Genomic DNA, 22,130 nt, shown 5'->3' on the forward strand with positions numbered 1-22,130 from the left:
AACTACAATGGTTTTTAAGGAATAGGAGAATTTGTGTGAAACAACAAACAATCATTTTAACCGGTGGTGGGACAGCAGGCCATGTATCGTTAAATCAAGCGATACTCCCGTCTTTACTAGAACTTGGTTATGATGTCCACTATATTGGCTCAGAACATGGTATTGAAAAAGAATTAATTGGCGAGGCGTTCCCCAATGTTCCGTTTTATGGCATTGCGAGTGGTAAATTGCGTCGTTATTTTTCAATGAAAAATTTTACAGACCCATTTAAAGTGCTTGCTGGAATGATGCAAGCTTTTCGTATTATAAAAAAAGTGAAGCCACAAGTTATCTTTTCAAAGGGTGGCTTCGTTTCTGTACCTGTTGTCATGGCAGCGAAACTTGCTGGTGTTCCAGTCGTAATTCATGAGTCCGATGTCACGCCTGGCCTTGCTAACAAAATTGCCTTGCCTTTTGCCTCTCATGTTTTCACGATTTTTGAAGAAACGCTGAAACATTTACCACAAGAAAAGGCGACATGCACGGGTTCCATTATACGTCCAGAGTTGTTTGATGGAGATAGAGCAAAAGGATTATCTTTCTGTGGCTTCACGACATTAAAACCTGTGTTGCTTGTCATGGGAGGAAGTTTAGGCTCAGTTGTCCTGAATGATGCACTACGCAAAAATTTACCAGAGCTCTTAAAGCAATTTTACATCATCCATTTATGCGGGAAAGGGAACTACGATCAAGCACTAGCGGAGATGCCGGGCTACAAGCAATTTGAGTATGTGACAACGGAGTTACCTGATTTATTACATGCAGCAGATTTTATCGTGTCAAGAGCAGGTTCTAACTCAATCTTTGAATTTTTAGCGCTTCACAAGCCGATGCTATTAGTGCCGCTATCTGCGCAAAAAAGCCGTGGGGATCAAATTTTAAATGCCAAATTGTTTAAAAAACAAGGCTATGCTGAAGTGCTACAAGAAGAAGAGCTAACAAAGGAATCTTTTATGAAGTCGGTTCATACACTTACAGAGCGTAAAGCAGAAATGGTGGAGACGATGGCGAAAACGCAAAAACCTAAAACACCAGACGAAATGGCATCATTAATTTTACACTATAAAAAATAAGTGCTTTTTGAAAAAAGAAAAGAAGCTATTAGGCGAGTCATTGATGACCCAACCTTATAGCTTCTTCTTTTATATAGCATTACATTGCTTGTTCTTCGCCTTCTTGCATTTGATAGGCTGTTGTTAGGTAGAATAAATCTTTTGGAATTTTAAATAAATTAAATTGTGCCTTGCCGCTATTAACCTGTTCTAATAAAGTTGGATGACTGTCATTGGCACTCATCACATAAGGTAACTTTAAGGCAGCACGCTGTGATTTTATATTTTCAACACGAATACGGAGAAATACCGTATGGAAATTATATTCAAAAAATAACTCGTTCAAAAAAAGCATTTTTGCTTTTTGATTATAACCTTTACCTTGGTAAGGGAGTCCAATCCACGTTCCTAAAAAGCCTGCACCGTCCTCAACATCGTGAATACTAATGGTGCCGATTGGTTGACCCCAATCATCAGTTATGGTCCTCGAGATAGCGAGTCCTCTCGCTTCCTCTTCAATCAGTTGTTTTGTCATAAACCAATATTCATCAGCGGATGTGGCTTTTTGACGGACAAAAGGGAATACAGAAGGGTGTGATAATAGCTCATAAAGCTCTGTACATTCATGCAGGTCTCGATGTTTAAGCATACGAAACGCCTCCTTTACTAGGGTAGTTAAAACAATTCCGTTGAAGCATAAAGAAGAAAACTAAAATTCGTACTGGAATTAAAACCCAAAGAACTAGACGTTATAACTATGATATTCCATAATCTCCCGCTGTCTTACTGATTTCGACCATACCGAAAAAAGGCTAGTTTTTTAAATATAATATAACACAGAAGCTGTTTGATGCAATCATTTTGCTCGTAAAAAACAAAATCTGAGTTTAATAGTCAGTAAATTCTGACAAAAGAAAGGAAGTTATCAATGAAATTGTTGTTTTTTAGTATTAAGCCAATCCTATCATTTTTATCAAATATTAATCTTTTTTCTATTTCTTTAGTATTACTTAAATTTTGTTTGAATAGGTAATATAACAAAATATATCCTAAAAAGGATATAATTTATACAATTCAAGAAAGGGTATTTTTTGTTTTTATGTTATAATAGTAGTATTATTTTAAATATATATAAACATACATATATAGCATGATTGCAATAGCTTTTCTGGAGGTGACAGCATGGAGTATCTTTTAAGCGAAGATTTTTTTAATACATTATTTATTGGCAAAGATTTTGTTTTTCTCATGAAAAAAGTAGGGGACGATTATCAATATATTCGCTTAAACCAAGCAGCTCGAGATCTGTTATCGAAGGATGCAATTGGAAAAATGATTTCGACCGTTACCTCAATACGTAATTTTTCGAACATTCAGGAAAAATATCATCAGGCAATTAGCGAACATAATCAGGTTGACTATGTAGATTATGCATATGTTCAGTCGGAGGTTCGTAAATACGAAACGTCCGTCAGGCCATTGATATATAATAATGAAAACTATATTTTAGCCATCACGAAGGAAATTCTTTATGATCGCAGTATTGAAGATAAATTTTTATTTATGCGCTCTATGTTCGATCATGCTTTTTTCTCAACGGTCATTTTATCTGCTGAAGGCATGATTTACGAAGTGAATTCAAGCTTTATGGAAGACTTCCAATTAGATAATGAAACCGTCAAACAAAAAATGTTTATTGATCTACCCATTATTCCAAAAGAAGAAGTTGAACATATTAACATTTGTTTACAAAAAGCAGCAAGAGGAGAATACGTTGGTGAAAAGGTTGTAAAATTGTATACTTTGGACCAGCAGGAACGCATGTATTTGTTATCATTATCACCTGTGATGCAGGATGATAATTCTTTTGCCATATTTCTTATCATGCAAGATTTTACACAATTTACTTTACAAAAAGCAGAGCTGCGTTCGAAGTCGCACGGGCTAGAGGTTTTTAAGTCTGCATTAAATTCAGCTACGGCAATTACTGTGTTAGATCTTGAAGGCATTATTACTGAAGTGAGTGACATGTTTTTACAGGCTTCTGGCTACACCGCAGATGAATTAATTGGTCAGCCATATGCATTGATTGAACCACGGTTCCATGCGCAAAATTTTTTTCAATTAATCGAAGGTAAGCTGGATACAACGGGGATATGGCGAGGGGAGCTTTGCTATCGAACGAAATATCATGCCGATTATTGGGTGGAGGCAACCATTGTGCCTTTAAAAAATGAATTTGGTCAAATTGAACAAATATTAACCATTAACTATGATATTACAGATAAGAAAAGAATGTTCACAGAATTAAAAAATATTGAACGTACTTTTCGTTTAATTACTGAAAATACGAATGATTTAATTGTGATTACGAATGAGGATGGCATCATTATTTATGCTTCACCATCCTATGAACTTTATTTAGGGTATGAAAAAGTAGAGCTACAAGGACAATTTTACAGTGATATCGTTGATAGAGAAAGTAAAAGTGAATGGCAAACATTTTTAAACAATTATACGGGTCAAACGGATACACAGTTTGAACTATTGCTTAAGGCGAAGGATGGTACACCGATTTGGACTGAGGGCAATGTCACAGTTGTACATGATCCTGAGCGTGAAAAGGTTTCCCAGATCATGATGGTGTCTCGTGAAATTACCCATCGTAAAGAAAGGGAAAATGATTTGCTGTATCTTGCTTATCATGATGCATTAACACAGTTACCCAATCGCCGTTATTTACAAAAGGAATTTCCTAAAATATTGGCAGAAGCAACTGAGAATCAGACCTGTGTGGCTATGCTTTATCTAGATGGTGATGATTTTAAGGAAGTAAATGATTGCTTTGGGCATGACACAGGTGATGCTTTTATTCAGCGATTTGGTAATGCTTTGAACAAAACGGTCCGAAGTCATGACATGGTTATTCGTATAGGTGGCGACGAGTTTATCGTCATCTTAACAGGTTTAACGAGAGATATAGAAAAAAGACATGACCAAATCATGCATATTATTCGTCGAATCCGTGATGAATTAGCAGCAGGCTGGATGATTGAGGATCATCACTTTACTCCAACGGCCTCTATAGGCATTGCCTATTATCCAGATCATGCACAAACATTGGATGATTTACTGTATTTAGCTGACCGAGCTTTATATAAATCAAAAGAATCAGGAAAAAATAACCTCTCCATTTCGGGAACACACTAAAAAAAGTCTGTCTACAAGTATTTACTTGTGAGACAGACTTTTTATTTGATGTTATGCTATAACCATAAGGGGTAAAAATCCTACTTCGTATTTTGGAATAGAAGGTGATAATATGCCTAAGAAGATATTGTTGGTAGAAGATGAAAAGCATATTGCGCGTTTTGTCGAACTAGAGCTACAGCATGAGGGCTATGAGGTGAAAACCGCCTTTGATGGTCGCGAGGGACTAGCAATGGCAACAACTGAAAATTTTGATGTACTATTACTGGACGTGATGCTACCAGGCATTAATGGGATTGAAATATGTCGGCGCATACGGACACAGTCACAAGTTCCGATTATTTTATTAACGGCTAGAGATGCAGTAATGGACCGTGTAGCGGGCTTGGATGCAGGAGCAGATGACTATATCGTCAAACCTTTTGCTATTGAAGAACTACTGGCGAGAATACGAACAATTTTACGCCGAGTGACACCAGAGCCTACAAACAGTGACTTCTTATGTTTACGTGATATCGAAATAGATGTAGCAGCCTATGAAGTTTTCGTCCAAGGGAATAAACTGGACTTAACAAAGACAGAATATGACTTACTGAAACTATTAATTGAGCACAAAAATAGAGTATGCACGCGTGAGCATATTTTAACGTCAGTTTGGGGATATGATACAGATATTGAGACCAATGTGGTTGATGTGTATGTAAGACATTTACGCACGAAACTCCCAGGTGATATGAATGCTTATATTGAAACCGTTCGTGGTGTTGGGTATGTGATGCGTGAATGAACAAGTTAAAAGATTATTTACGCCATCAATCTTTGCAAAAAAAATGGATGCTCACATCAAGTAGTGTGATCTTTATTAGCTTTACGATTATTTGCCTTGTCGTTTATATTTCACTGCATACTTGGCTCTTAAACGATGAGGAAAGTAAGGTCAAACGTACAAGCGACGATATCATTTCCTTTTTAGAATCTCAAGGTCCTAATATTACGATACAGCAAATTAAACAAAATACGGGTTTGCTTAAATCAATTGCTGATCGCGATGAAACGGTCAGAATATTTAATGCAGATGGTATTGATATCTTGCGTATTAATGATACTTCGGCTGCAGCACCTCTTAGCCCCATGCAAGAAATTGTGGAAATGACTATTCATAAGCAGAACGTGTTGGTCATTAATGAGCCAATACAGATAGCCTTTTTTCAAGGGTATATCCAAGTGATTCATCCATTAACTAGTTTTCAATCGCTCATGCATTATTTACTGACTGCGATGCTCATTGCGGGTCTAGGGGCATTGGTGTTATCAGGTTCCATTGGCTATTATCTTGCAAATTATTTAATGAAGCCACTACGTGAATTGCGATCATCCATGAAAACAGTGATGGATCAAGGATTTAATGAGCCTATACAGCTAACGTATCCATCACGCGATGAGATTGGTGATTTGTTGAATATGTACAATGCAATGATGAATGAGTTGCAAATTTCCTTTGCCCAACAGCAACAATTTGTGGCAGATGCTTCCCATGAGCTGCGAACACCCATTCAAGCAATTGAAGGACATCTTTCTCTATTAAAAAGATGGGGTAAAAATGATCCAGCCATTTTAGAAGAATCCATTGATACTTCTTTAACGGAAATCGCCCGTATGCGCAAAATGATTGAAGAATTATTAGAGCTAGCACGGCGTGAGGAGAAGGATCATACTAGTGAAGCAAATGGACTAGCGGTAATCGAAGCAGTGATGGATGAAATGAAGCTTGTGCATCCACAAGCGCGAATTTTGCTGTCGAAAAATGGTGAAATCGGTCCTTTATTTATCACCGAAAATGCACTAAGTCAAATCGTTCGTAATATAATAGAGAATGCAATTCGTTATTGTGAAAAAGTTCCTGAGATTCAAATTTCTATTTCAACTATTGGCAATAATGCATGTTTAGAAATTACAGATAATGGTATAGGAATAAAAGAAGAACATATCCCGTTTATCTTTGATCGTTTTTATCGAGTAGATGAAGCGAGAAATCGTCAAATTGGTGGAACAGGCTTAGGGCTTAGCATTTCGAAGATGTTACTTGAAAAATACAATTCATCAGTAGAAGTCAAGAGTGAGGTTAATAGTGGAACCGTTTTCTCGTTGAAAATACCGCTAAAATATTAAGAAAAATTCACGCTTTATTTCATTATTCTATTCTTTGCGAAAAAAATTGCTTAATTTGCTAAAAAGAGTTGTATTTTTTGTGAAGAGTAGTAAGATTGAGATGGAAAAAACGTTCTTTAAAATATGGAAAAGTAGTGTGAAACATTCTTTTAAAGAACGGCTAAATATTATATAATTAATTGCAATTTAATTAATGGAACTGCCGTATGGCAAAATTTGGAGGTCATTTTTCATGTCGAACAACGTTACAACTGTAAGTTCTCCATGGTCAGCTTTCTCTGGTCCTAACTTAGGATATGTGATGGAGCAATACGACTTATTCTTACAGTCTCCTGAAGAAGTAGAACCGGAGTTAGTTTCTTTATTCCAACAATTTGGTGCACCAGTAGTAGTAGAAGGTGAAGTAGCTGTAGCTAGTCATACAGCAGCGGCTCCTGCTGGCGATTACAAAAAAGTGTTAGCCGCTGTTAAGTTAGCAGACGCAATCCGTTCAAACGGTCATTTAGCGGCAGATATTTATCCTCTGAAAAACCGTGAACTACAAACAGCTCAAATTGAAGAAAGCGCGTTCAACTTAAGCGCTGCAGATTTAGCTGAAATTCCTGCAGCAATCTTCTTCAAAGATGTGCCAGCAAACGTGAAAAATGGTAAGGATGCAATTGACTATTTAAAAGCTGTTTATACAGATAAAGTAGCATTTGAATATGGTCACGTAGTAGCAACAGAAGAACGTGATTGGATTCAAGCGCAAATCGAATCAGGTTCATTTAAACATGCATTATCTTCTGATGAGAAGAAAGCCTTATTAGATCGTTTAACTCGCGTTGAAAATTTCGAGAAATTTATTCATAAAACTTTTGTAGGGCAAAAGCGTTTCTCTGGTGAGGGCTTAGATACGCAAATCGTTCTATTTGATGAAATCATTAAAACGGCAGAAGCAAAAAATGTGGAAAAAGTACGTATTGGTATGGCTCACCGTGGTCGCTTAAATGTCTTAACACACATTTTAAATAAACCTTATGACATGATGTTCTCTGACTTTGCACATGTTTCAAATGAATTATTTATGCCAGAGCATGGCCGTCTAGAAATTACAAAAGGTTGGACAGGTGATGTGAAATACCACATGGGTGCTTCTTACAACCGTGAAACAGGTATGAACGTTAAACTTGCTTACAACCCATCTCACTTAGAAGTAGGAAATCCAGTTGTATTAGGGGCTACTCGTGCAACTCAAGATGATACGTCTAAGCCAGGGCAAGCTGTATTTGATCGTACTAAAGGCTTAGGTATTCTTGTGCATGGTGATGCGGCATTCCCAGGGCAAGGTATCGTAACGGAAGTTTTAAACTTCGCTAAAACAGAAGGCTTTACAACGGGCGGTACAATCCACATTATCGCGAACAATATGATTGGTTTCACAACAGAACATTATGATTCTCGTTCTTCTGTGTACTCTTCTGACCCAGCAAAAGGTTATGAAGTACCAGTAGTTCATGTCAATGCAGATAGCCCGGAGGCAGTAGCACTAGTTGGTCGTTTTGCAGCTAACTACCGTCAAACTTTCGGTAAAGATATTATTGTGGACTTAGTTGGTTACCGTCGTCATGGTCATAACGAAACAGATGACCCAACAGTGACAAACCCAGAAACATATAAATTAGTAGCTAAACATGACACAGTACGTACGTTATACGGTACGCAATTAGTGGCAGAAGGTCTTGTATCTGCTGATGATGTAGCTGCATTAGATACAGCTATCTATGCAGAAATGCAAGCGGCCTACGATCATGTTAAAGAAATGGCAGATAAAGATGATCATCATCATTTAGAAATGCCAGCAGAATTAAAAGTAGAGTTTCCACAAATTGACACAGCAGTTGGTGTGGAACGTTTAGAAAAAATCAATGAAGAGCTTTTAGTGTTTGAATCAAACTTCGAACCTCAGAAAAAGCTTGGTAAAATTTTAGAAAAACGTCGTGATGCCTATGTGTCTGCAAAAGTAGACTGGGGTCATGCGGAAACATTAGCTTATGCAACAATTATCCAAGACGGCACACCAGTGCGATTTACAGGTCAAGATGCACAACGTGGTACATTCTCTCAACGTCACTTAGTACTACATGATAAAAACAATGGCAATGTCTTTACACCACTTCACCATATTTCTGGTGCGAGCGCATCATTTACAGTGCACAACTCACCACTGACTGAAGCAGGGGTAGTAGGCTTTGAATATGGTTACAACCTAGAAAATGGTCATGTGTTAACTGTTTGGGAAGCGCAATTTGGTGACTTTGCCAATATGGCACAAGTAATGTTTGATAACTTTATTTCAGGGGCACGCTCTAAATGGGGTCAAAAATCAGGCATGGTTATCCTCTTACCACATGGTTATGAAGGGCAAGGTCCAGAGCACTCTTCAAGCCGTATGGAACGCTATTTACAAATGTCAGCAGAAAATAACTGGTTTGTAGCAAACTGTTCAAACGCAGGTAACTACTACCACTTATTACGCCGCCAAGCAGCATTATTGGGCACAGAAGGGGTACGTCCACTTGTAGTCGTATCACCAAAATCACTATTACGTCACCCATTAGCTGCAGCTAACGCTGAGCAATTAGCAAACGGTTCATTCCAAGAAGTGATTGAACAACCAGGATTAGGTGCAAAACCAGAAGCTGTAGAGCGTATCGTTTTAGGTACAGGTAAAGTGATGATCGACTTAGCAGAACGTGTGAAAGACGGAGAAGGTTTCGATCACGTACACATTATTCGTGTAGAACAACTTTACCCATTCCCAAAAGAGCAAGTTGCTGGTATTATTGCTAAGTATCCTAATGCGAAAGAAATCGTTTGGGTACAAGAAGAACCTAAAAACCAAGGCTCATGGAATTATGCATTAGAAACATTACATGAACTTTCAGAAGGTAAAAAGCTACGCTATGTAGGTCGTCCTGCAATGAGCTCAACTTCAGAAGGGGATGCAGATTCTCATAAAGCAGCACAAGCAGCACTTATTGAAGAAGCAGTTGCTGAGTCAGTAAAGGTTAAATAATCACATATGATTTTTTGAAAACCGGGCTACTTGCCCATAAGCAGTAGCCCTTTTATGTGCGTCATGCACGTTAATCAAAGGAGGAAATGAAAGTGGCTGAAATTAAAGTCCCTGAATTAGCAGAATCGATTACAGAAGGTAGTATCGCACAGTGGGTAAAAAAAGTGGGCGATCGCGTTGAAAAAGGTGAATTCATCGTTGAACTTGAAACAGATAAAGTAAACGCTGAGATCATTTCTGAAGAAGCAGGTGTATTAACACAAATTTTAGCTGAAGAAGGCGATACTGTACTAGTTGGTCAAGTTATCGCAGTAGTAGAAGCAGGCGAAGGTGCAGCACCTGCACCAGCGGCGGCTCCAGCTGAAGCAGCTCCAGCTCCAGCAGCGCCACAAGCAGCACCTGCACCAGTTGCAGCAGCTCCGGTAGTTGAAGAAACTTCTGGTGAGCGAGTAATCGCATCTCCAGCAGCACGTCGTCTTGCACGTGAAAAAGGTATTGACCTTGCAGCGGTTTCTCCAGTAGATCCACAAGGTCGCGTACGTGTACAAGATGTAACAGCACATGGTACAGCACCAGCTGTAGCACCTGTAGCAGCACCTACATCAGTAGCAACATCAGGTGGCCCAGTAGTATTCACACCAGCAGCTAATTCTGACCGTGTAACAATTGAAAAAATGAGCCGTCGTCGTCAAACAATTGCAAAACGTTTATTAGAAGTTAAACAATCAACAGCAATGCTAACAACATTCAACGAAATTGACATGACAAATATCATGGCACTTCGTAAACGTAAACAAGAAGAGTTTGTGAAAGCAAACGACATCAAACTTGGTTTCATGTCATTCTTCACAAAAGCTGTTGTTGCAGCGCTGAAAAAATACCCATACGTAAACGCTCAAATCGCTGGCGATGAAATTCATTTAAATAAATTCTTTGATATCGGTATTGCTGTATCAACTGAAGAAGGTTTAGTAGTACCAGTTGTACGCGATGCAAACAGCAAAAATTTCGCTGAAATCGAAAAAGATATCGCTAACTTAGCGACAAAAGCTCGTGATAAAAAATTAGGCTTAAATGACATGGCTGGTGGATCATTCACAATCACAAACGGTGGTGTATTCGGTTCATTAATGTCAACACCAATTATGAACGGTACTCAAGCTGGTATTTTAGGTATGCACTCAATTGTTAACCGTCCAGTTGCAGTAAATGGAGAAGTTCAAATCCGTCCAATGATGTATGTAGCACTTTCTTACGATCACCGTATCATTGATGGAAAAGATTCTGTAGGATTCTTAAAAACAGTTAAAGAATTAATCGAAAATCCTGAAGATTTATTATTAAATTCATAATGCTATTAAACCCTGCGAACAATGTTCAGCAGGGTTTTTTTGTTGCTGAGAATCCGTGAGAGAAGCGCTTCCTGGACAATGATACTATATACAAAAACTTCATGAGTTATGTCGTTTTAGAGTGAAAATACGAATGATTATAACTTTTCTCACAGGGAATACATGCTTCATAATAAATATTTGCGGTAATTTTTCTGAATTATTCGATTTAAATTAGTTAGAGAAAGCATAATACCCTAATATTGTCATTAGTCAGAAAAATGTTAAAACTGTCTTGACTAACGTATTAGTTTTATAGTAGTATCTAAATATCAATTAAATAAACAAACCTCACTAACGTTTACCAGTGAGGTAGAGGCGCGGTATTTATTAGTTCATTGTTGAGTTAAAGCAAGCGAAGACGCAATGAAGAAGGAAATATCGCCGAAGTATAAAAGGAGCTCGTACTTTTATGCTGGGTCTGCAGTGAATAAGTGCAGGACTGTCCTAGTAAATTGATTTCCAGATTTACTAGGTTGTGCTATCTCGGAAATATGGAAATTATAGTGAGGATTTGGGCAACTGTCATAAAAGGTAAGACCTAAGTTCAATAAACTTAGGTCTTTTTTAGTACAGTTGTCTTATTTTTTTACAGAAAAGGGGAGTTTTTCATGGAAAGAAAATGGTTGTTAGTAATGATCTCTATCATGACGGCAATTGTGCTAGCTGCATGTGGCACGAGTGACAAAAAGGATGGCGGTTCAGGTGATGCTGGAGCCGACAAGGAAGAAGGCGGAGGTGAATTCCGCATCGGAATGGAGGCTGGCTATCCACCATTCAACTGGACACAGCAAGATGATGCAAATGGTGCAGTGAAAATTGCGGATAATGCAGAGTATGCAGGCGGCTATGATGTACAAATGGCGAAAAAAATTGCTGAAGGCTTAGGCAAAGAGCTAGTCATTGTCAAAATGGAATGGGATGGATTAGTTCCAGCGCTTCAATCTAATAAAATTGATGCGATCATCGCTGGTATGTCACCTACTGAAGAACGTAAGAAAACAATTGATTTTACAGAAAACTACTATACTTCTGATTTCGTAATGGTTATTAAAAAAGGTAGCAAATATGAAAATGCTAAATCCATTCAAGATTTCTCAGGAGCTAAAGTAACATCACAATTAAATACATCGAACTACACTGTGATTGATCAAATTAAAGGTGTAGACAAACAAACAGCAATGGAAAGCTTCCCAGCGATGCGTGTGGCTTTAGAGGCAGGCAAAATTGATGGCTATGTAGCAGAACGTCCAGAAGGAATTTCCGCTGCTGCAGCGAACGATAAGTTCACATATGTAGCATTTGAAGAAGGCTTTGATACTGATCTCTCAAACACTTCGATTGCTGTAGGCTTACGTAAAGATGATGCAAATCGTGAAAAAATTAATGAAATCCTAAAAGGTATTTCGGAAGACGATCGTCAAGCAATTATGGAAGAAGCTATTTCTCAACAACCAGCAGCACAATAATGATAAGGCACGGACTAGTTCCTGGTCCGTGCACTATCATTTCATCATTATCAAAATGAGATCCTCTCTACATAATGATAATGTCCTAGCGTGACAAATCATAGAATGGTAGAAAGAGCTAGGACAAAAAGAAATAAGCAAGCAACATGACATTGTTAGGAGGAACATCATGAGTCTTGAATGGATACTTTCAATTATTGAAAACAACTGGCAAATGTTTTTACGAGGTGCGTATTATACGCTATTGATTTCGATTATTAGTACAATTATTGGTGCATTCATCGGATTTTTCATCGGAATTATGCATACGATTCCAGTTCGTAAAAAGGGTGTGAAATTTTATAGCTTAAAGCTTTTTAATTTTATACTGACATGCTATGTTGAATTTTTCCGTGGTACACCAATGATTGTACAGGCTATGGTCGTCTACTACGGATTAGATATTGCATTTGGTATTGATATGCACTTTATTACGGCAGGTATTTTAGTCGTTTCTCTCAATACAGGGGCCTACATGACAGAAATTGTTCGTGGTGGTATTGTATCGATTGATAATGGCCAATACGAGGCAGCATCAGCCATTGGCATGAATCACTTTCAAATCATGCTTCACGTTGTTTTACCTCAAGTAGCACGTAACGTCTTACCTGCAACAGGTAACCAATTAATTATGAATATTAAAGATACAGCCGTATTAAATGTCATAGGGGTAACGGAATTATTCTTCCAAACAAAATCAATTTCAGGTAACAACTTCCGTTACTTTGAATCATTCTTTGTCGCATGCGTTCTTTATTTCATCATGACATTTACCGCATCTCGCATCCTTCTATATGTTGAAAAACGTTTGGATGGACCTGATGCCTATCAAAAAGAACAAAAAGAAGCAGTATAGGGGGACGCACAAATGGCAGTGATTAAGATCGAACATTTAAGTAAATCATTTGGACGTAACCAAGTGTTAAAAGATGTGAATTTCCAAGTTGATAAAGGCGAGGTTGTTTGTTTAATTGGTTCCTCTGGTTCTGGTAAATCCACATTACTACGTTGCATAAATTTATTAGAAACGCCAAGTGGTGGTCAGATTATTTATAAAGGGGAAGACATCTTAGATGAAAAGCACAATATTCAAGAATATCGTACACATCTAGGAATGGTGTTCCAGCAGTTCAATTTATTTAATAACCACAATGTTTTAAGTAATTGTACAGTGGGCCAAATCAAAGTATTAAAGCGTTCTAAGAAAGAAGCGGAAGAAACGGCGCTTAAATATTTGAAAATCGTAGGTATGGATCAATTTGTGAACGCAAAGCCTCGTCAGCTTTCAGGCGGACAAAAGCAGCGTGTGGCTATCGCAAGGGCATTGTCCATGAATCCGGATGTTATGCTATTTGATGAGCCAACATCAGCACTAGATCCAGAAATGGTGGGTGAGGTGTTGAAGGTCATGCGTCAGTTAGCAGATGCAGGTAACACAATGTTAATCGTGACACATGAGATGGAGTTTGCGAAAGAAGTGGCAGATCGTGTTGTCTTTATGGATAAAGGCATCATTGTCGAGGAAGGTCCTCCGTCCCAAGTATTAGTAAACCCTCAACATGACCGTACGAAAGAGTTTTTAAAGCGTACACTAAAATAAGCATAAAAAAGTGAGTCCAATCTACTGGACTCACTTATTTTCTAGAATTCCACTCTGCATATAGGACAAAGCAGATTACGAATGCTACGGCAATAATAAAAAACCATTGCGGTACACCACCAAAACTCATTAGAACACCTCAAATATTAATTTTTTTTGGATAGAATAGGTATTGTATTTCTTTTTTCTCCACAAAAGACCAAAAATATTATAAAATAAGCATTAGACATTAGCTTTTGCTAGTAAAGAGAGGTAGAGAGAATATGTTACATTTAAAATGGAAAGATGCGCCAACATTACGGACAGTAACGTGCAAACATACAAATGCATCAAAATACTTAGTGTCAAACGTATTAACAGTAGGCAAAGAATATGAAGTGAAAAATGAAACAGAAGAGTTCATTTTTATCATCGATAATACAGGTAATGTCGGTGGCTACTACAAAGATTACTTTGCATAAAATAAAAACAGGGTGGTTCAGAACGTTTGCTGAGCCACCCATTTTTTTTGCTAATCCCTCTGATAGCTTCTAGCATCTGCCGCATCTTGCAACTGTTGTTTCTCTTGTTCAGTCGCCGTATGCAGAGCAAAGACATCTTTAATGGCTGTTTGCAGCTCTTGCTGTGTTTCTTTAAATTTCGAAACTTGCTGCTCAAACGAAGGGCTAGAGAAGCGATCATGTGTACGTGATAATCTTTCCTCTAGCTGTGCATAATGATGATCCATATGCATCGATAGCATCATCGCTAATTGATTTTTCCAAAGAGGGATCAGCGTAACAATAGAAAACTCAATTTTTTCGGCTAAAGTTTGATTGGCCTGTTGAATCATGCGTATTTGAGGAGCCGTTTGCAGGGCTACTTGCTGCGATACTTGTAAATCATAAATACGTTGATCCAGTCTTTCAATTTGAGCGGCAAAGTCATTGAGCTGTTGAATAGCAAGTGGCTGCTTCGTAGCTTGGACACTCGTTATCTTTGTTGGTAACTCTACCTCGATAGCTTGCTGCTTTTTCATTTGACCCGCTGCAATAGCTGTAGCCAATTCCTCAAAAAATCCCCGATTATGTGTATAAAGCGCTTCTAAGTTTTCAACGTCCTTTATGAGCTGTAGCTGGGCACGTTCTAGCTGGACACCAATACGTTCCACCTGAATACTAATACGCTCAAATTTCGTTAACGTTTGCTTCACGGTAGGCTCTGTTTTTTTAAAGATTTTATTGAAAAAGGTTTGCTTCTTTGGCTCTAAAGCTGTTGGGTCTACTCGATCTAAAGTGTGCATTAAGGAATCGAGCATTTGACCAATTTTCGTCACATCTTTTTGTTTCACTTGAGCTAGCATACGATCGGCAAATTGCGACAGGGATCGTTGTGAATCTTGCCCAAGGGACAGCAATGATTCAAAATCAGTCAAATTGATTTGGCTCGCATAAAGTAAAGCACGACTTTGTGCAAGAGGCGATAGCGTTTCGTAAATCGCCATCGCCTCGTTTTGTGGAGTTGTTTCTAAGTAGGATTGGACTAGCGGAGAAAGTCCTGGTATGGTATTTAGTTCAAATGCATGTTCATTTGCTGTCATTTATCATCGCCTCGCCAGTCCAATTGTTCTCTACGTCTAAGATTGGAACGATTTGCGAATTCAATCTCCATTTGTAGGTGATCGATATCATTAGCAAGCGCATCCTTTAAATCAATTTGAATGGTATCATTTAAATTGGTCAAGGTTTCACGCGTCTTTGATAGCGTCAATTGAATTTCCTTATCCTTCACAGGCTGCTTTGATAGCATTGTATACTTATCTGTTAATTCCACTGCGGAAGGTAAGTGCGCATAGAAAAATTGTTCCACATTATAAAATTTTCGTGGGTCTGTCTTTACAATTTTTACGATATTTTTTGAAATACGCGTCATTTCAAGTAATTGTTTAAAAGCGGATACAGAACGCACACGTAAATAGTTTTGACTTAATGTTTGAATGTACTTATTAGCTGTTGATAGCTGTGTTTCAATGTGCTTGAATTCTTCTTTTGTGATACCTGCTATTTGCATGACTTTCTTTTTTTGTCTATGTTTCAACAACGCTGTACTCGTCGCATATGAACCAGCAAACAGTAAACCACCAAGGAAGAATCCAGGATTTGCTGCAATCGTTGCGATAGAAACAGTTGTGAGCGAAATAAAGAAGCTAGCAGCATGTCTAGAAAAAAACTGTCCGACACTAAGCATTGTTTCATCCTCCTTGCTTTTCAATATGTCTATCTTCTTATACGAAATAATCGACATAAAGTTTCATTGAAAATAAAACCTTACATAAATTTTACTTCTAATTGTTAACTTTCTCAATGATAATACACAGAAAAAACGAGTTGTTTCTATTAATACTATCGTACGAGGCTAATCCTTATATAGAATTGCTAGATTTCTTTCTATGTGAGCAGTGCCGATAGTGGTACTTGCTCTTTTACATTCTCAAAATGATTTTTACTTATCGAAATAAAATAGATTGAAGCATTAGCCTCAATCAAATTAAATAAACTTGCAACGCCATTTTCCAAAAAAGAAGAGCCAGACTAAACAATGTCTGACTCCATACGTACATATCCTTTTAAATCATCGTACAGTTCTAACGAAAATGAATTGGAATCCGCTTGGAGACTAACGCCTTTTTGTACAAAAAGAAGGAATTCGTTAAGTGCTTTTTCTGAACCCTCCACTTCCACCTCAATTTGTTCTGCGTCATTTAGTCTACAGTATCCTTTTAATCCTAATTCAATAGCCTTTTGCTTTATGAAGAAACGGTAGCCAGTGCCGTAAACATCACCAAAAAATTTTATACTTGCTCGTTTTTTCAAGCGAATACCTCCTACTAACTAGGGAGAGGGGGAAACCTCTCCGTTTATTGCATGACACGTTCTTTTTCTAAATAGGCGATTAAGTTATTAATATAATAGAGAACATGCTTAGAAGCCTCGTCCACCTCTTTTAGATGAACATCAGCTTGCTCAATCTTGCCCGCTTTATGAGCTTCAGCAGCTAACTTCGCAGATTCATGGACACGTAAATGATAGCCGTCTAAATCAAGATAATCCTGTAAATGGCCGAAACGTTCTACTGTGCGAGTCGCTGTATACCACTTGCCAAGTCGACAGTCTCTATGAGAGGAAACATCGCCTGGTTCAACAGTTTCTAGGCCAAGGAACATGTTATAAATGCGCCATTTCCATAAAATATGATCAGCCTTCGATAATTGTAGCAGGGCAATAGATGAAAGCTGCACATTATTGTTGGCGATAATATCATTACGGAAACGATTGATTTCTTTCCCTAATAAATGTATATCACTAGATGTATTATGGCTATAATCACGAATATCTTCTTGCAAACTTGAAATCTCAATCATTCTTGCAGAGACTTCATCAATCGCAGCAGCTTGTTGCTGTGAAATCGCAGCGGTATTTGTCACATCTAAATTAATGCCCTCAATCGCATGAACAATGGCATTTAATAATGGTAACGAATCTTTTGCCTCAACGGTTGCTTCTTTAATAATAGCTGTCGTTTCCGTAATCGAGTTGGAAACATCATTGGAATAACTTTTTAAATGATGAACATTCGCAGATACTTCGCTTAGAGCAGAGACTGTGTTTTCAGCAAGCTTTCGTACTTCCTGCGCAACAACCGCAAAGCCTTTCCCATGTTCGCCTGCACGTGCTGCTTCAATGGATGCATTTAGTGCGAGTAAATTGGTTTGATCAGCAATTTGATTGATTAACGTTACAACCTGCTCAATATCATTAACCCGTTTTTGCAGTTCGGAAAATGATTTTACAATGGAAGTAAACGTTTCTTCTGTTTTGAATATTTCTGTTAAGGCATGCTCAATGGCATTTTTTCCTTTCGTCGCATGATCAACAGATTCTGTCGTTTTCTCAGATATATGGGAAGACATGCGAGCTACCTCATTTATAGAAGCGGCGATCTGTTCAGTTGCAGCAGTGGAGGATTGAATTTCCTCATTTTGCTTATCTAAACTAAATACTAAATCCTTCATGTACATAATTTTGGCATTGACATCCATTAATGAGGATATTTCTCCCACTACATTTTCAATTATACGCTCCGTCAATACTTCCACCAATAGTTCCTGATCGACATTGACAGCGGACTGGAATGATTTCATGAATTGAAATGCCTTATTAGGCTTCATACCGAAATTGTGTAAAATATATGTAGTGATATAGAAGGCAAATTGATTGAATACGACAATTAATTTGCCAGGCTCATATTGATGCTTACGAAATAGATTGAAAAATTTGACAGTTTCATCCACATAATGATCATCTCGCGTTGCTAAGAAAAATTGCTTCAAGTATTGATTAATATTTTCTTCACTAATGGTTAATTGAGAGGTAGGGGATATCTCGCTTAAATAATGATGAAAAATGGCATTCATGGAAGGGGTAATATCTTTTAACTTTTGATAGAGTGTTTTTAAATGCTCCTCATCCTGTGAATTGAAATGATTAAATGCCAATGTTTGATGAAATCGGCCTGTTGCATGTAAATCTGTACCACGTTTTAGTAGCTCTTCTATCTCAGCTTTAGGTCGAATACTTGAAAACATAAAAATACCTCCCGAAAAGTATGTATAATAAGGTAATAATAGCATAATTCAGGTGATTTTAATAGACATTTCAGATGTGTTTGCTAAAATGAAACTATCTTATGACAGCAAGGAATGGGCAAATATGTATACAATTATTTACATGAAAGCGGACTATGAGCCTTGGTGGAAATTTGAAGGCTGGGAAGCTTTTATTCAAACACAAGATACATTTGAAGCGAAGGAGCTCTTTGAACGAGCATTACAGCAAAAATTAAGTCACTTTCGCTCCTCATATGACAATGAGGCAACAAAAGAAGGGCAATATTGGGCTTTTTGGTCGGAGGATGAAAGCTTTTATTGTGATGCTTGCGATGATGATGCACAGGTATATCATGGAATAATTGCTTGTAAAATAAAAGAAAAGTAAAAAAAATTTCAAATAAAGTAAAAAACATTTTTTCTTTATTTGACAAAATTATGAATGCTGGTTATACTTAGGTTAACAATTTAATTGCTTCACCGGTAACATGAATTCACATATTACAAAAAGTGATCGCGTTAGTTCGGTACTCTTTGTAATATGTGAATTTTTTTCATTCGCTGAAGAAATTACATATTGTTCACTTTTATTTTTTGGAGGTTTTCTTAAATGAAACAAGGTACAGTAAAATGGTTTAACTCAGAAAAAGGTTTTGGATTCATCGAAGTTGAAGGTGAAAACGACGTATTCGTACACTTCTCAGCTATCCAAGGCGAAGGTTTCAAAACTCTTGACGAAGGTCAAAAAGTGGAATTCGAAGTTGTAGATGGCAACCGCGGACCACAAGCTGCTAACGTAACTAAACTTTAATTCTCAGTAATTAAAATTACTTTCGTTAATCCGAGACATCCTATGCAAATAGGATGTCTTTTTTGTATCATTTAAAAGTTTTAGGATTACAAATCATAATTTAGGTTAAATATATAGTAGTGATAGATAGAGTCGCGAAAGTGATGGATAGCAGGGTAAAGTGACGGATAGCGCTGCAAGAGTGGTGGATAGAGTCGTAAAAGTAGTGGATAGAATGGTTAAAGTGGCGGATAGCCGCAAAAGTGACGGATAGCGCTGCAAGAGTGGTGGATAGAGTCGCGAAAGTAGTGGATAGCATGGTTAAAGTAGTGGATAGAATGGTTAAAGTGGCGGATAGCCGCAAAAGTGACGGATAGCGCTGCAAGAATGACGGATAGAGTCGCAAAAGTAGTGGATAGAATGGTTAAAGTGACGGATAGCACTTGCAGATAACCCCGTAAAATACCAGTAAGCTTGCAATGAAGGAGGTAAATGAATATGCAAAACTTAGAAAAATTACCTGATGAACAGGAGCAACAAGATTTTTATCAGAAGCTACGTACAAAATTAGTAGCTTTTCTTGGATCGAAAAAGGGGAAAAGCAATAAATTTACACCATATTTAATGTTTGTGCCCGATTTATTTCATTTATTAATAAAAACATTAACAGATGCAGGTGTGGATAAGAAAAGCCGTGCATTAATAGGGGCATCGATTGCGTATTTTGTGCTGCCGATGGATTTGATGCCAGAAGGGTTACTAGGCTTTGGGGGCTATTTAGATGATGTTGTGCTGGCAACCTTTGTGGTGAATACGATCATCAATAAATTAGGACCAGAAGTAGTGGAAAAACATTGGACAGGGGATGACAACCTGCTACATGTGCTGCAAAAGGTTGCAGAAGTAAGTGATGATGTAGTAAGTAAGATCCCTGTAAAATCGCCAATCGCTCAGTTTGTCAAACAAGAAAGTAAAGATAAATAATTATATTATGTAAACTATAAAAACCGAACCTGTGGCAAGCAGGTTCAATTTTTATGTTCATCTTCCAATAAATGATGAAGCCGTTCTACAGGAACAAAGAGACCTACACGTCCTATGGGCTCGTATTTCATTGTCGCAAAGACAATTCCAATGACCTCACCTTGTTGGTTAATCACGGGGCTACCACTATTGCCACGATAAACAGGTGCTTTCAACATCATAACAGGCTCCTGCCAATCCTCTAATTGAATGGATTCAAGTAATGTCCCTTCGTTGGCAATTCCCGAGAAGGCAAGTGGATTGCCAATAAAATAGACATGTTCATCAGCAGAAAAAGATGGATCTGTTGCTAGAGGAAGATAGGGAAGTTGCTCAGCTTCCACTTGTAATAGAGCTAAATCTACTTCTGGATAGCTCTCAATTAATGTTGCTTCCATTAATCCCTCATCAGGAAACACTACCGATAATGAAGATGCATGTTCAACCACGTGGGCGTTGGTGACAATAAGGCCGTCAGGAGAGATAGCAAAACCTGTACCTTTACTGGAGCCTGTTGAAATTTCAACGATCGCCTTTTTATAGGTTTGTATATCTTCTTGTGCAGAAAGCCTCGTTGAAACCTTGATAAATTCTATAGCAGGTATGGAATAAATTTGAAAGATTAGCGCAAATGTGTTGAAAAACAGTACCAACGCCATGCCCCAGACTAGCCAGCGGACGAGTGGCTTTTTCTTTTTTGGTTTTTTTCCACGAAGCCGTTCTTCTCGTTCCTGTGCTAATGCTTTTTGCTGTTCCTCGAGCACTAGTTCTATAAACTCTTCTTCCGTCAATTCTTCTTGTTTAGTGGTGGAATTATGTATATCACTCATAGAATGACCCCCTTTGCTAACATAACAGGCGCCCAAGCTGGACCCCTGTTATCACCTTACTATTCTATTTTTTGCAAGGTCGATGTCACAACAAATGGCTCATCTTGCTCTGTCTCCATCGTATCCTCTGAGCGAATAAGGCCAATGCCTTTCGCAAAATATTTGGTCGTTGTGACTGTATCTTCAGTGCGTGTTAGCTGGATGACATCTTGATAGACCGTTGTACCTGTATCGACAGTGGCTGTCGTTGATTGTATCGTCCAGCCTTGGAAATTTGCCCCAGCTTGTAATGGTTCTTGAAGAATCGTTTCTAGCACTGGATAGGACACTGCCTCTGTTGTACCTGGTAGGTTAGGCTTGCTGTCAACGGGTTCTCGATAGACAAGATCAATACTTGTATCTGAAATGCGATAGATTTTTAATAGTGTCACACCACCGTTATCCTCTATCTGTGCGATATGCTGTTTATCAAGATAGGTTGTTTGTAGTGTGAAACTGGCAAACTCATTTCCTTCACCCTGAAAATAAGCGATAGATCCATCAGGTGGGAAAAAGGATAGAAGTGACGTTTGTTCTTGTTCAACCGGTTGTTTGTCCTCCACAGGTGGAGTAGGCGGTTGTGTAGGTTCTTCTTTAATTTCTTTACTACAGCCGGTGAGTAAAAATGCAAGAGAAAGTACGAGGACATGAAGTCTCATAGGCATACTCCTTCGCTATTTTCTTTTATTATACGTGAATGGTAGTTGTTATACGAATGAAAAGTCATAATTAACTTGTAATCATATTATGTAAACTAAAAGCTAGAAACTTGTAAC

The 22,130-nt window shown here is 38.0% G+C and carries 20 protein-coding genes and 1 riboswitch; of the genes, 13 read left to right on the forward strand and 7 right to left on the reverse strand.

Annotated features, from left to right (window positions below):
- Positions 1-35 precede the first annotated feature (35 nt).
- A complete protein-coding gene (locus tag GJU32_RS06275; protein ID WP_155591081.1) occupies positions 36-1,112 on the forward strand; it encodes an undecaprenyldiphospho-muramoylpentapeptide beta-N-acetylglucosaminyltransferase in 1,077 nt (358 codons plus the stop codon).
- 79 nt (positions 1,113-1,191) lie between these two features.
- Here GJU32_RS06275 and GJU32_RS06280 read toward each other — a convergent pair whose 3' ends face one another.
- Positions 1,192-1,740 (reverse strand): GNAT family N-acetyltransferase, encoded by a 549-nt coding sequence (locus GJU32_RS06280; protein WP_155591082.1) that lies wholly within the window; start codon positions 1,738-1,740, stop codon positions 1,192-1,194.
- 533 nt (positions 1,741-2,273) lie between these two features.
- Here GJU32_RS06280 and GJU32_RS06285 point away from each other — a divergent pair.
- The 9 genes from GJU32_RS06285 (at position 2,274) to GJU32_RS06325 (ending at position 14,488) form a co-directional block, all read left to right on the forward strand.
- Positions 2,274-4,301, forward strand: coding sequence for a diguanylate cyclase domain-containing protein (locus GJU32_RS06285; protein WP_155591083.1), 2,028 nt, complete (start codon positions 2,274-2,276; stop codon positions 4,299-4,301).
- Positions 4,302-4,413: 112 nt separating this feature from the next.
- Positions 4,414-5,088: a response regulator transcription factor gene (locus GJU32_RS06290; protein WP_155591084.1), complete on the forward strand. Its 675-nt coding sequence runs from the start codon at positions 4,414-4,416 to the stop codon at positions 5,086-5,088.
- Entirely contained in the window at positions 5,085-6,470 is a 1,386-nt protein-coding gene (locus GJU32_RS06295; RefSeq protein ID WP_155591085.1) for a HAMP domain-containing sensor histidine kinase, read from the forward strand. The genes GJU32_RS06290 and GJU32_RS06295 overlap by 4 nt, the downstream gene beginning before the upstream one ends.
- 232 nt (positions 6,471-6,702) lie before the next feature.
- Positions 6,703-9,528 carry a 2-oxoglutarate dehydrogenase E1 component gene (locus tag GJU32_RS06300; protein ID WP_155591086.1) on the forward strand — a complete coding sequence of 942 codons (2,826 nt, stop codon included), beginning with the start codon at positions 6,703-6,705 and terminating at the stop codon, positions 9,526-9,528.
- 92 nt (positions 9,529-9,620) lie between these two features.
- The gene (gene odhB / locus GJU32_RS06305) at positions 9,621-10,880 is read left to right on the forward strand and encodes a 2-oxoglutarate dehydrogenase complex dihydrolipoyllysine-residue succinyltransferase (protein ID WP_155591087.1); all 1,260 of its coding nucleotides are present in this window, start codon (positions 9,621-9,623) and stop codon (positions 10,878-10,880) included.
- A 344-nt stretch (positions 10,881-11,224) separates the two neighbouring features.
- Positions 11,225-11,411, forward strand: a riboswitch (Lysine riboswitch).
- A gap of 119 nt (positions 11,412-11,530) precedes the next feature.
- Positions 11,531-12,388, forward strand: a complete 858-nt coding sequence (locus GJU32_RS06310) for a transporter substrate-binding domain-containing protein (protein WP_155591088.1) — start codon at positions 11,531-11,533, stop codon at positions 12,386-12,388.
- 169 nt (positions 12,389-12,557) lie between these two features.
- Positions 12,558-13,283, forward strand: coding sequence for an amino acid ABC transporter permease (locus GJU32_RS06315; protein WP_155591089.1), 726 nt, complete (start codon positions 12,558-12,560; stop codon positions 13,281-13,283).
- A gap of 12 nt (positions 13,284-13,295) precedes the next feature.
- On the forward strand, positions 13,296-14,027 hold the full coding sequence (locus tag GJU32_RS06320) for an amino acid ABC transporter ATP-binding protein (RefSeq protein ID WP_155591090.1): 732 nt from the start codon (positions 13,296-13,298) through the stop codon (positions 14,025-14,027).
- A gap of 263 nt (positions 14,028-14,290) precedes the next feature.
- The gene (locus GJU32_RS06325; RefSeq protein WP_012294410.1) at positions 14,291-14,488 is read left to right on the forward strand and encodes a DUF6501 family protein; all 198 of its coding nucleotides are present in this window, start codon (positions 14,291-14,293) and stop codon (positions 14,486-14,488) included.
- 50 nt (positions 14,489-14,538) lie between these two features.
- Here the strand turns inward: GJU32_RS06325 and GJU32_RS06330 are convergent, their stop codons facing one another.
- From GJU32_RS06330 to GJU32_RS06345, 4 genes are all read right to left on the reverse strand, one after another.
- Complete coding sequence (locus GJU32_RS06330) at positions 14,539-15,606, reverse strand: toxic anion resistance protein (protein WP_155591091.1); 1,068 nt, start codon at positions 15,604-15,606, stop codon at positions 14,539-14,541.
- Positions 15,603-16,253, reverse strand: coding sequence for a 5-bromo-4-chloroindolyl phosphate hydrolysis family protein (locus tag GJU32_RS06335; RefSeq protein WP_155591092.1), 651 nt, complete (start codon positions 16,251-16,253; stop codon positions 15,603-15,605). The genes GJU32_RS06330 and GJU32_RS06335 overlap by 4 nt, the downstream gene beginning before the upstream one ends.
- A gap of 344 nt (positions 16,254-16,597) precedes the next feature.
- On the reverse strand, positions 16,598-16,879 hold the full coding sequence (locus GJU32_RS06340) for an acylphosphatase (RefSeq protein ID WP_155591093.1): 282 nt from the start codon (positions 16,877-16,879) through the stop codon (positions 16,598-16,600).
- A 44-nt stretch (positions 16,880-16,923) separates the two neighbouring features.
- A complete protein-coding gene (locus GJU32_RS06345) occupies positions 16,924-18,651 on the reverse strand; it encodes a methyl-accepting chemotaxis protein (RefSeq protein WP_155591094.1) in 1,728 nt (575 codons plus the stop codon).
- A 52-nt stretch (positions 18,652-18,703) separates the two neighbouring features.
- Here GJU32_RS06345 and GJU32_RS06350 point away from each other — a divergent pair, with 52 nt between their 5' ends.
- The 3 genes from GJU32_RS06350 to GJU32_RS06360 all read left to right on the forward strand — a co-directional run bounded on the left by GJU32_RS06350 (position 18,704) and on the right by GJU32_RS06360 (position 20,446).
- On the forward strand, positions 18,704-19,060 hold the full coding sequence (locus tag GJU32_RS06350) for a DUF1033 family protein (protein WP_230874960.1): 357 nt from the start codon (positions 18,704-18,706) through the stop codon (positions 19,058-19,060).
- Between the two features lie 222 nt (positions 19,061-19,282).
- Positions 19,283-19,483 (forward strand): cold-shock protein, encoded by a 201-nt coding sequence (locus tag GJU32_RS06355; protein ID WP_004230088.1) that lies wholly within the window; start codon positions 19,283-19,285, stop codon positions 19,481-19,483.
- A 477-nt stretch (positions 19,484-19,960) separates the two neighbouring features.
- The gene (locus GJU32_RS06360; RefSeq protein WP_420798369.1) at positions 19,961-20,446 is read left to right on the forward strand and encodes a YkvA family protein; all 486 of its coding nucleotides are present in this window, start codon (positions 19,961-19,963) and stop codon (positions 20,444-20,446) included.
- Between the two features lie 44 nt (positions 20,447-20,490).
- Here the strand turns inward: GJU32_RS06360 and GJU32_RS06365 are convergent, their stop codons facing one another.
- Together GJU32_RS06365 and GJU32_RS06370 are read right to left on the reverse strand one after the other, a co-directional pair.
- Positions 20,491-21,315, reverse strand: a complete 825-nt coding sequence (locus GJU32_RS06365) for a S1C family serine protease (RefSeq protein ID WP_155591096.1) — start codon at positions 21,313-21,315, stop codon at positions 20,491-20,493.
- A gap of 59 nt (positions 21,316-21,374) precedes the next feature.
- Positions 21,375-22,013, reverse strand: a complete 639-nt coding sequence (locus tag GJU32_RS06370) for a hypothetical protein (RefSeq protein WP_155591097.1) — start codon at positions 22,011-22,013, stop codon at positions 21,375-21,377.
- Positions 22,014-22,130: the final 117 nt, after the last annotated feature.

It is taken from the genome of Lysinibacillus cavernae, from assembly GCF_009724685.1.
Taxonomy (GTDB): Bacteria; Bacillota; Bacilli; order Bacillales_A; family Planococcaceae; genus Lysinibacillus; species Lysinibacillus cavernae.

Bases quoted from the DNA above. Each gene is read 5' to 3' on its own strand.
- GJU32_RS06320 (WP_155591090.1), top strand. From the start codon at position 13,296: ATGGCAGTGATTAAGATCGAACATTTAAGTAAATCATTTGGACGTAAC.
- GJU32_RS06310 (WP_155591088.1), top strand. From the start codon at position 11,531: ATGGAAAGAAAATGGTTGTTAGTAATGATCTCTATCATGACGGCAATT.
- GJU32_RS06355 (WP_004230088.1), top strand. From the start codon at position 19,283: ATGAAACAAGGTACAGTAAAATGGTTTAACTCAGAAAAAGGTTTTGGA.
- GJU32_RS06345 (WP_155591094.1), bottom strand. From the start codon at position 18,651: ATGTTTTCAAGTATTCGACCTAAAGCTGAGATAGAAGAGCTACTAAAA.
- GJU32_RS06370 (WP_155591097.1), bottom strand. From the start codon at position 22,013: ATGAGACTTCATGTCCTCGTACTTTCTCTTGCATTTTTACTCACCGGC.
- GJU32_RS06285 (WP_155591083.1), top strand. From the start codon at position 2,274: ATGGAGTATCTTTTAAGCGAAGATTTTTTTAATACATTATTTATTGGC.
- GJU32_RS06335 (WP_155591092.1), bottom strand. From the start codon at position 16,253: ATGCTTAGTGTCGGACAGTTTTTTTCTAGACATGCTGCTAGCTTCTTT.
- GJU32_RS06290 (WP_155591084.1), top strand. From the start codon at position 4,414: ATGCCTAAGAAGATATTGTTGGTAGAAGATGAAAAGCATATTGCGCGT.
- GJU32_RS06365 (WP_155591096.1), bottom strand. From the start codon at position 21,315: ATGAGTGATATACATAATTCCACCACTAAACAAGAAGAATTGACGGAA.
- GJU32_RS06295 (WP_155591085.1), top strand. From the start codon at position 5,085: ATGAACAAGTTAAAAGATTATTTACGCCATCAATCTTTGCAAAAAAAA.
- GJU32_RS06280 (WP_155591082.1), bottom strand. From the start codon at position 1,740: ATGCTTAAACATCGAGACCTGCATGAATGTACAGAGCTTTATGAGCTA.
- GJU32_RS06360 (WP_420798369.1), top strand. From the start codon at position 19,961: ATGCAAAACTTAGAAAAATTACCTGATGAACAGGAGCAACAAGATTTT.
- GJU32_RS06315 (WP_155591089.1), top strand. From the start codon at position 12,558: ATGAGTCTTGAATGGATACTTTCAATTATTGAAAACAACTGGCAAATG.
- GJU32_RS06330 (WP_155591091.1), bottom strand. From the start codon at position 15,606: ATGACAGCAAATGAACATGCATTTGAACTAAATACCATACCAGGACTT.
- GJU32_RS06300 (WP_155591086.1), top strand. From the start codon at position 6,703: ATGTCGAACAACGTTACAACTGTAAGTTCTCCATGGTCAGCTTTCTCT.
- GJU32_RS06325 (WP_012294410.1), top strand. From the start codon at position 14,291: ATGTTACATTTAAAATGGAAAGATGCGCCAACATTACGGACAGTAACG.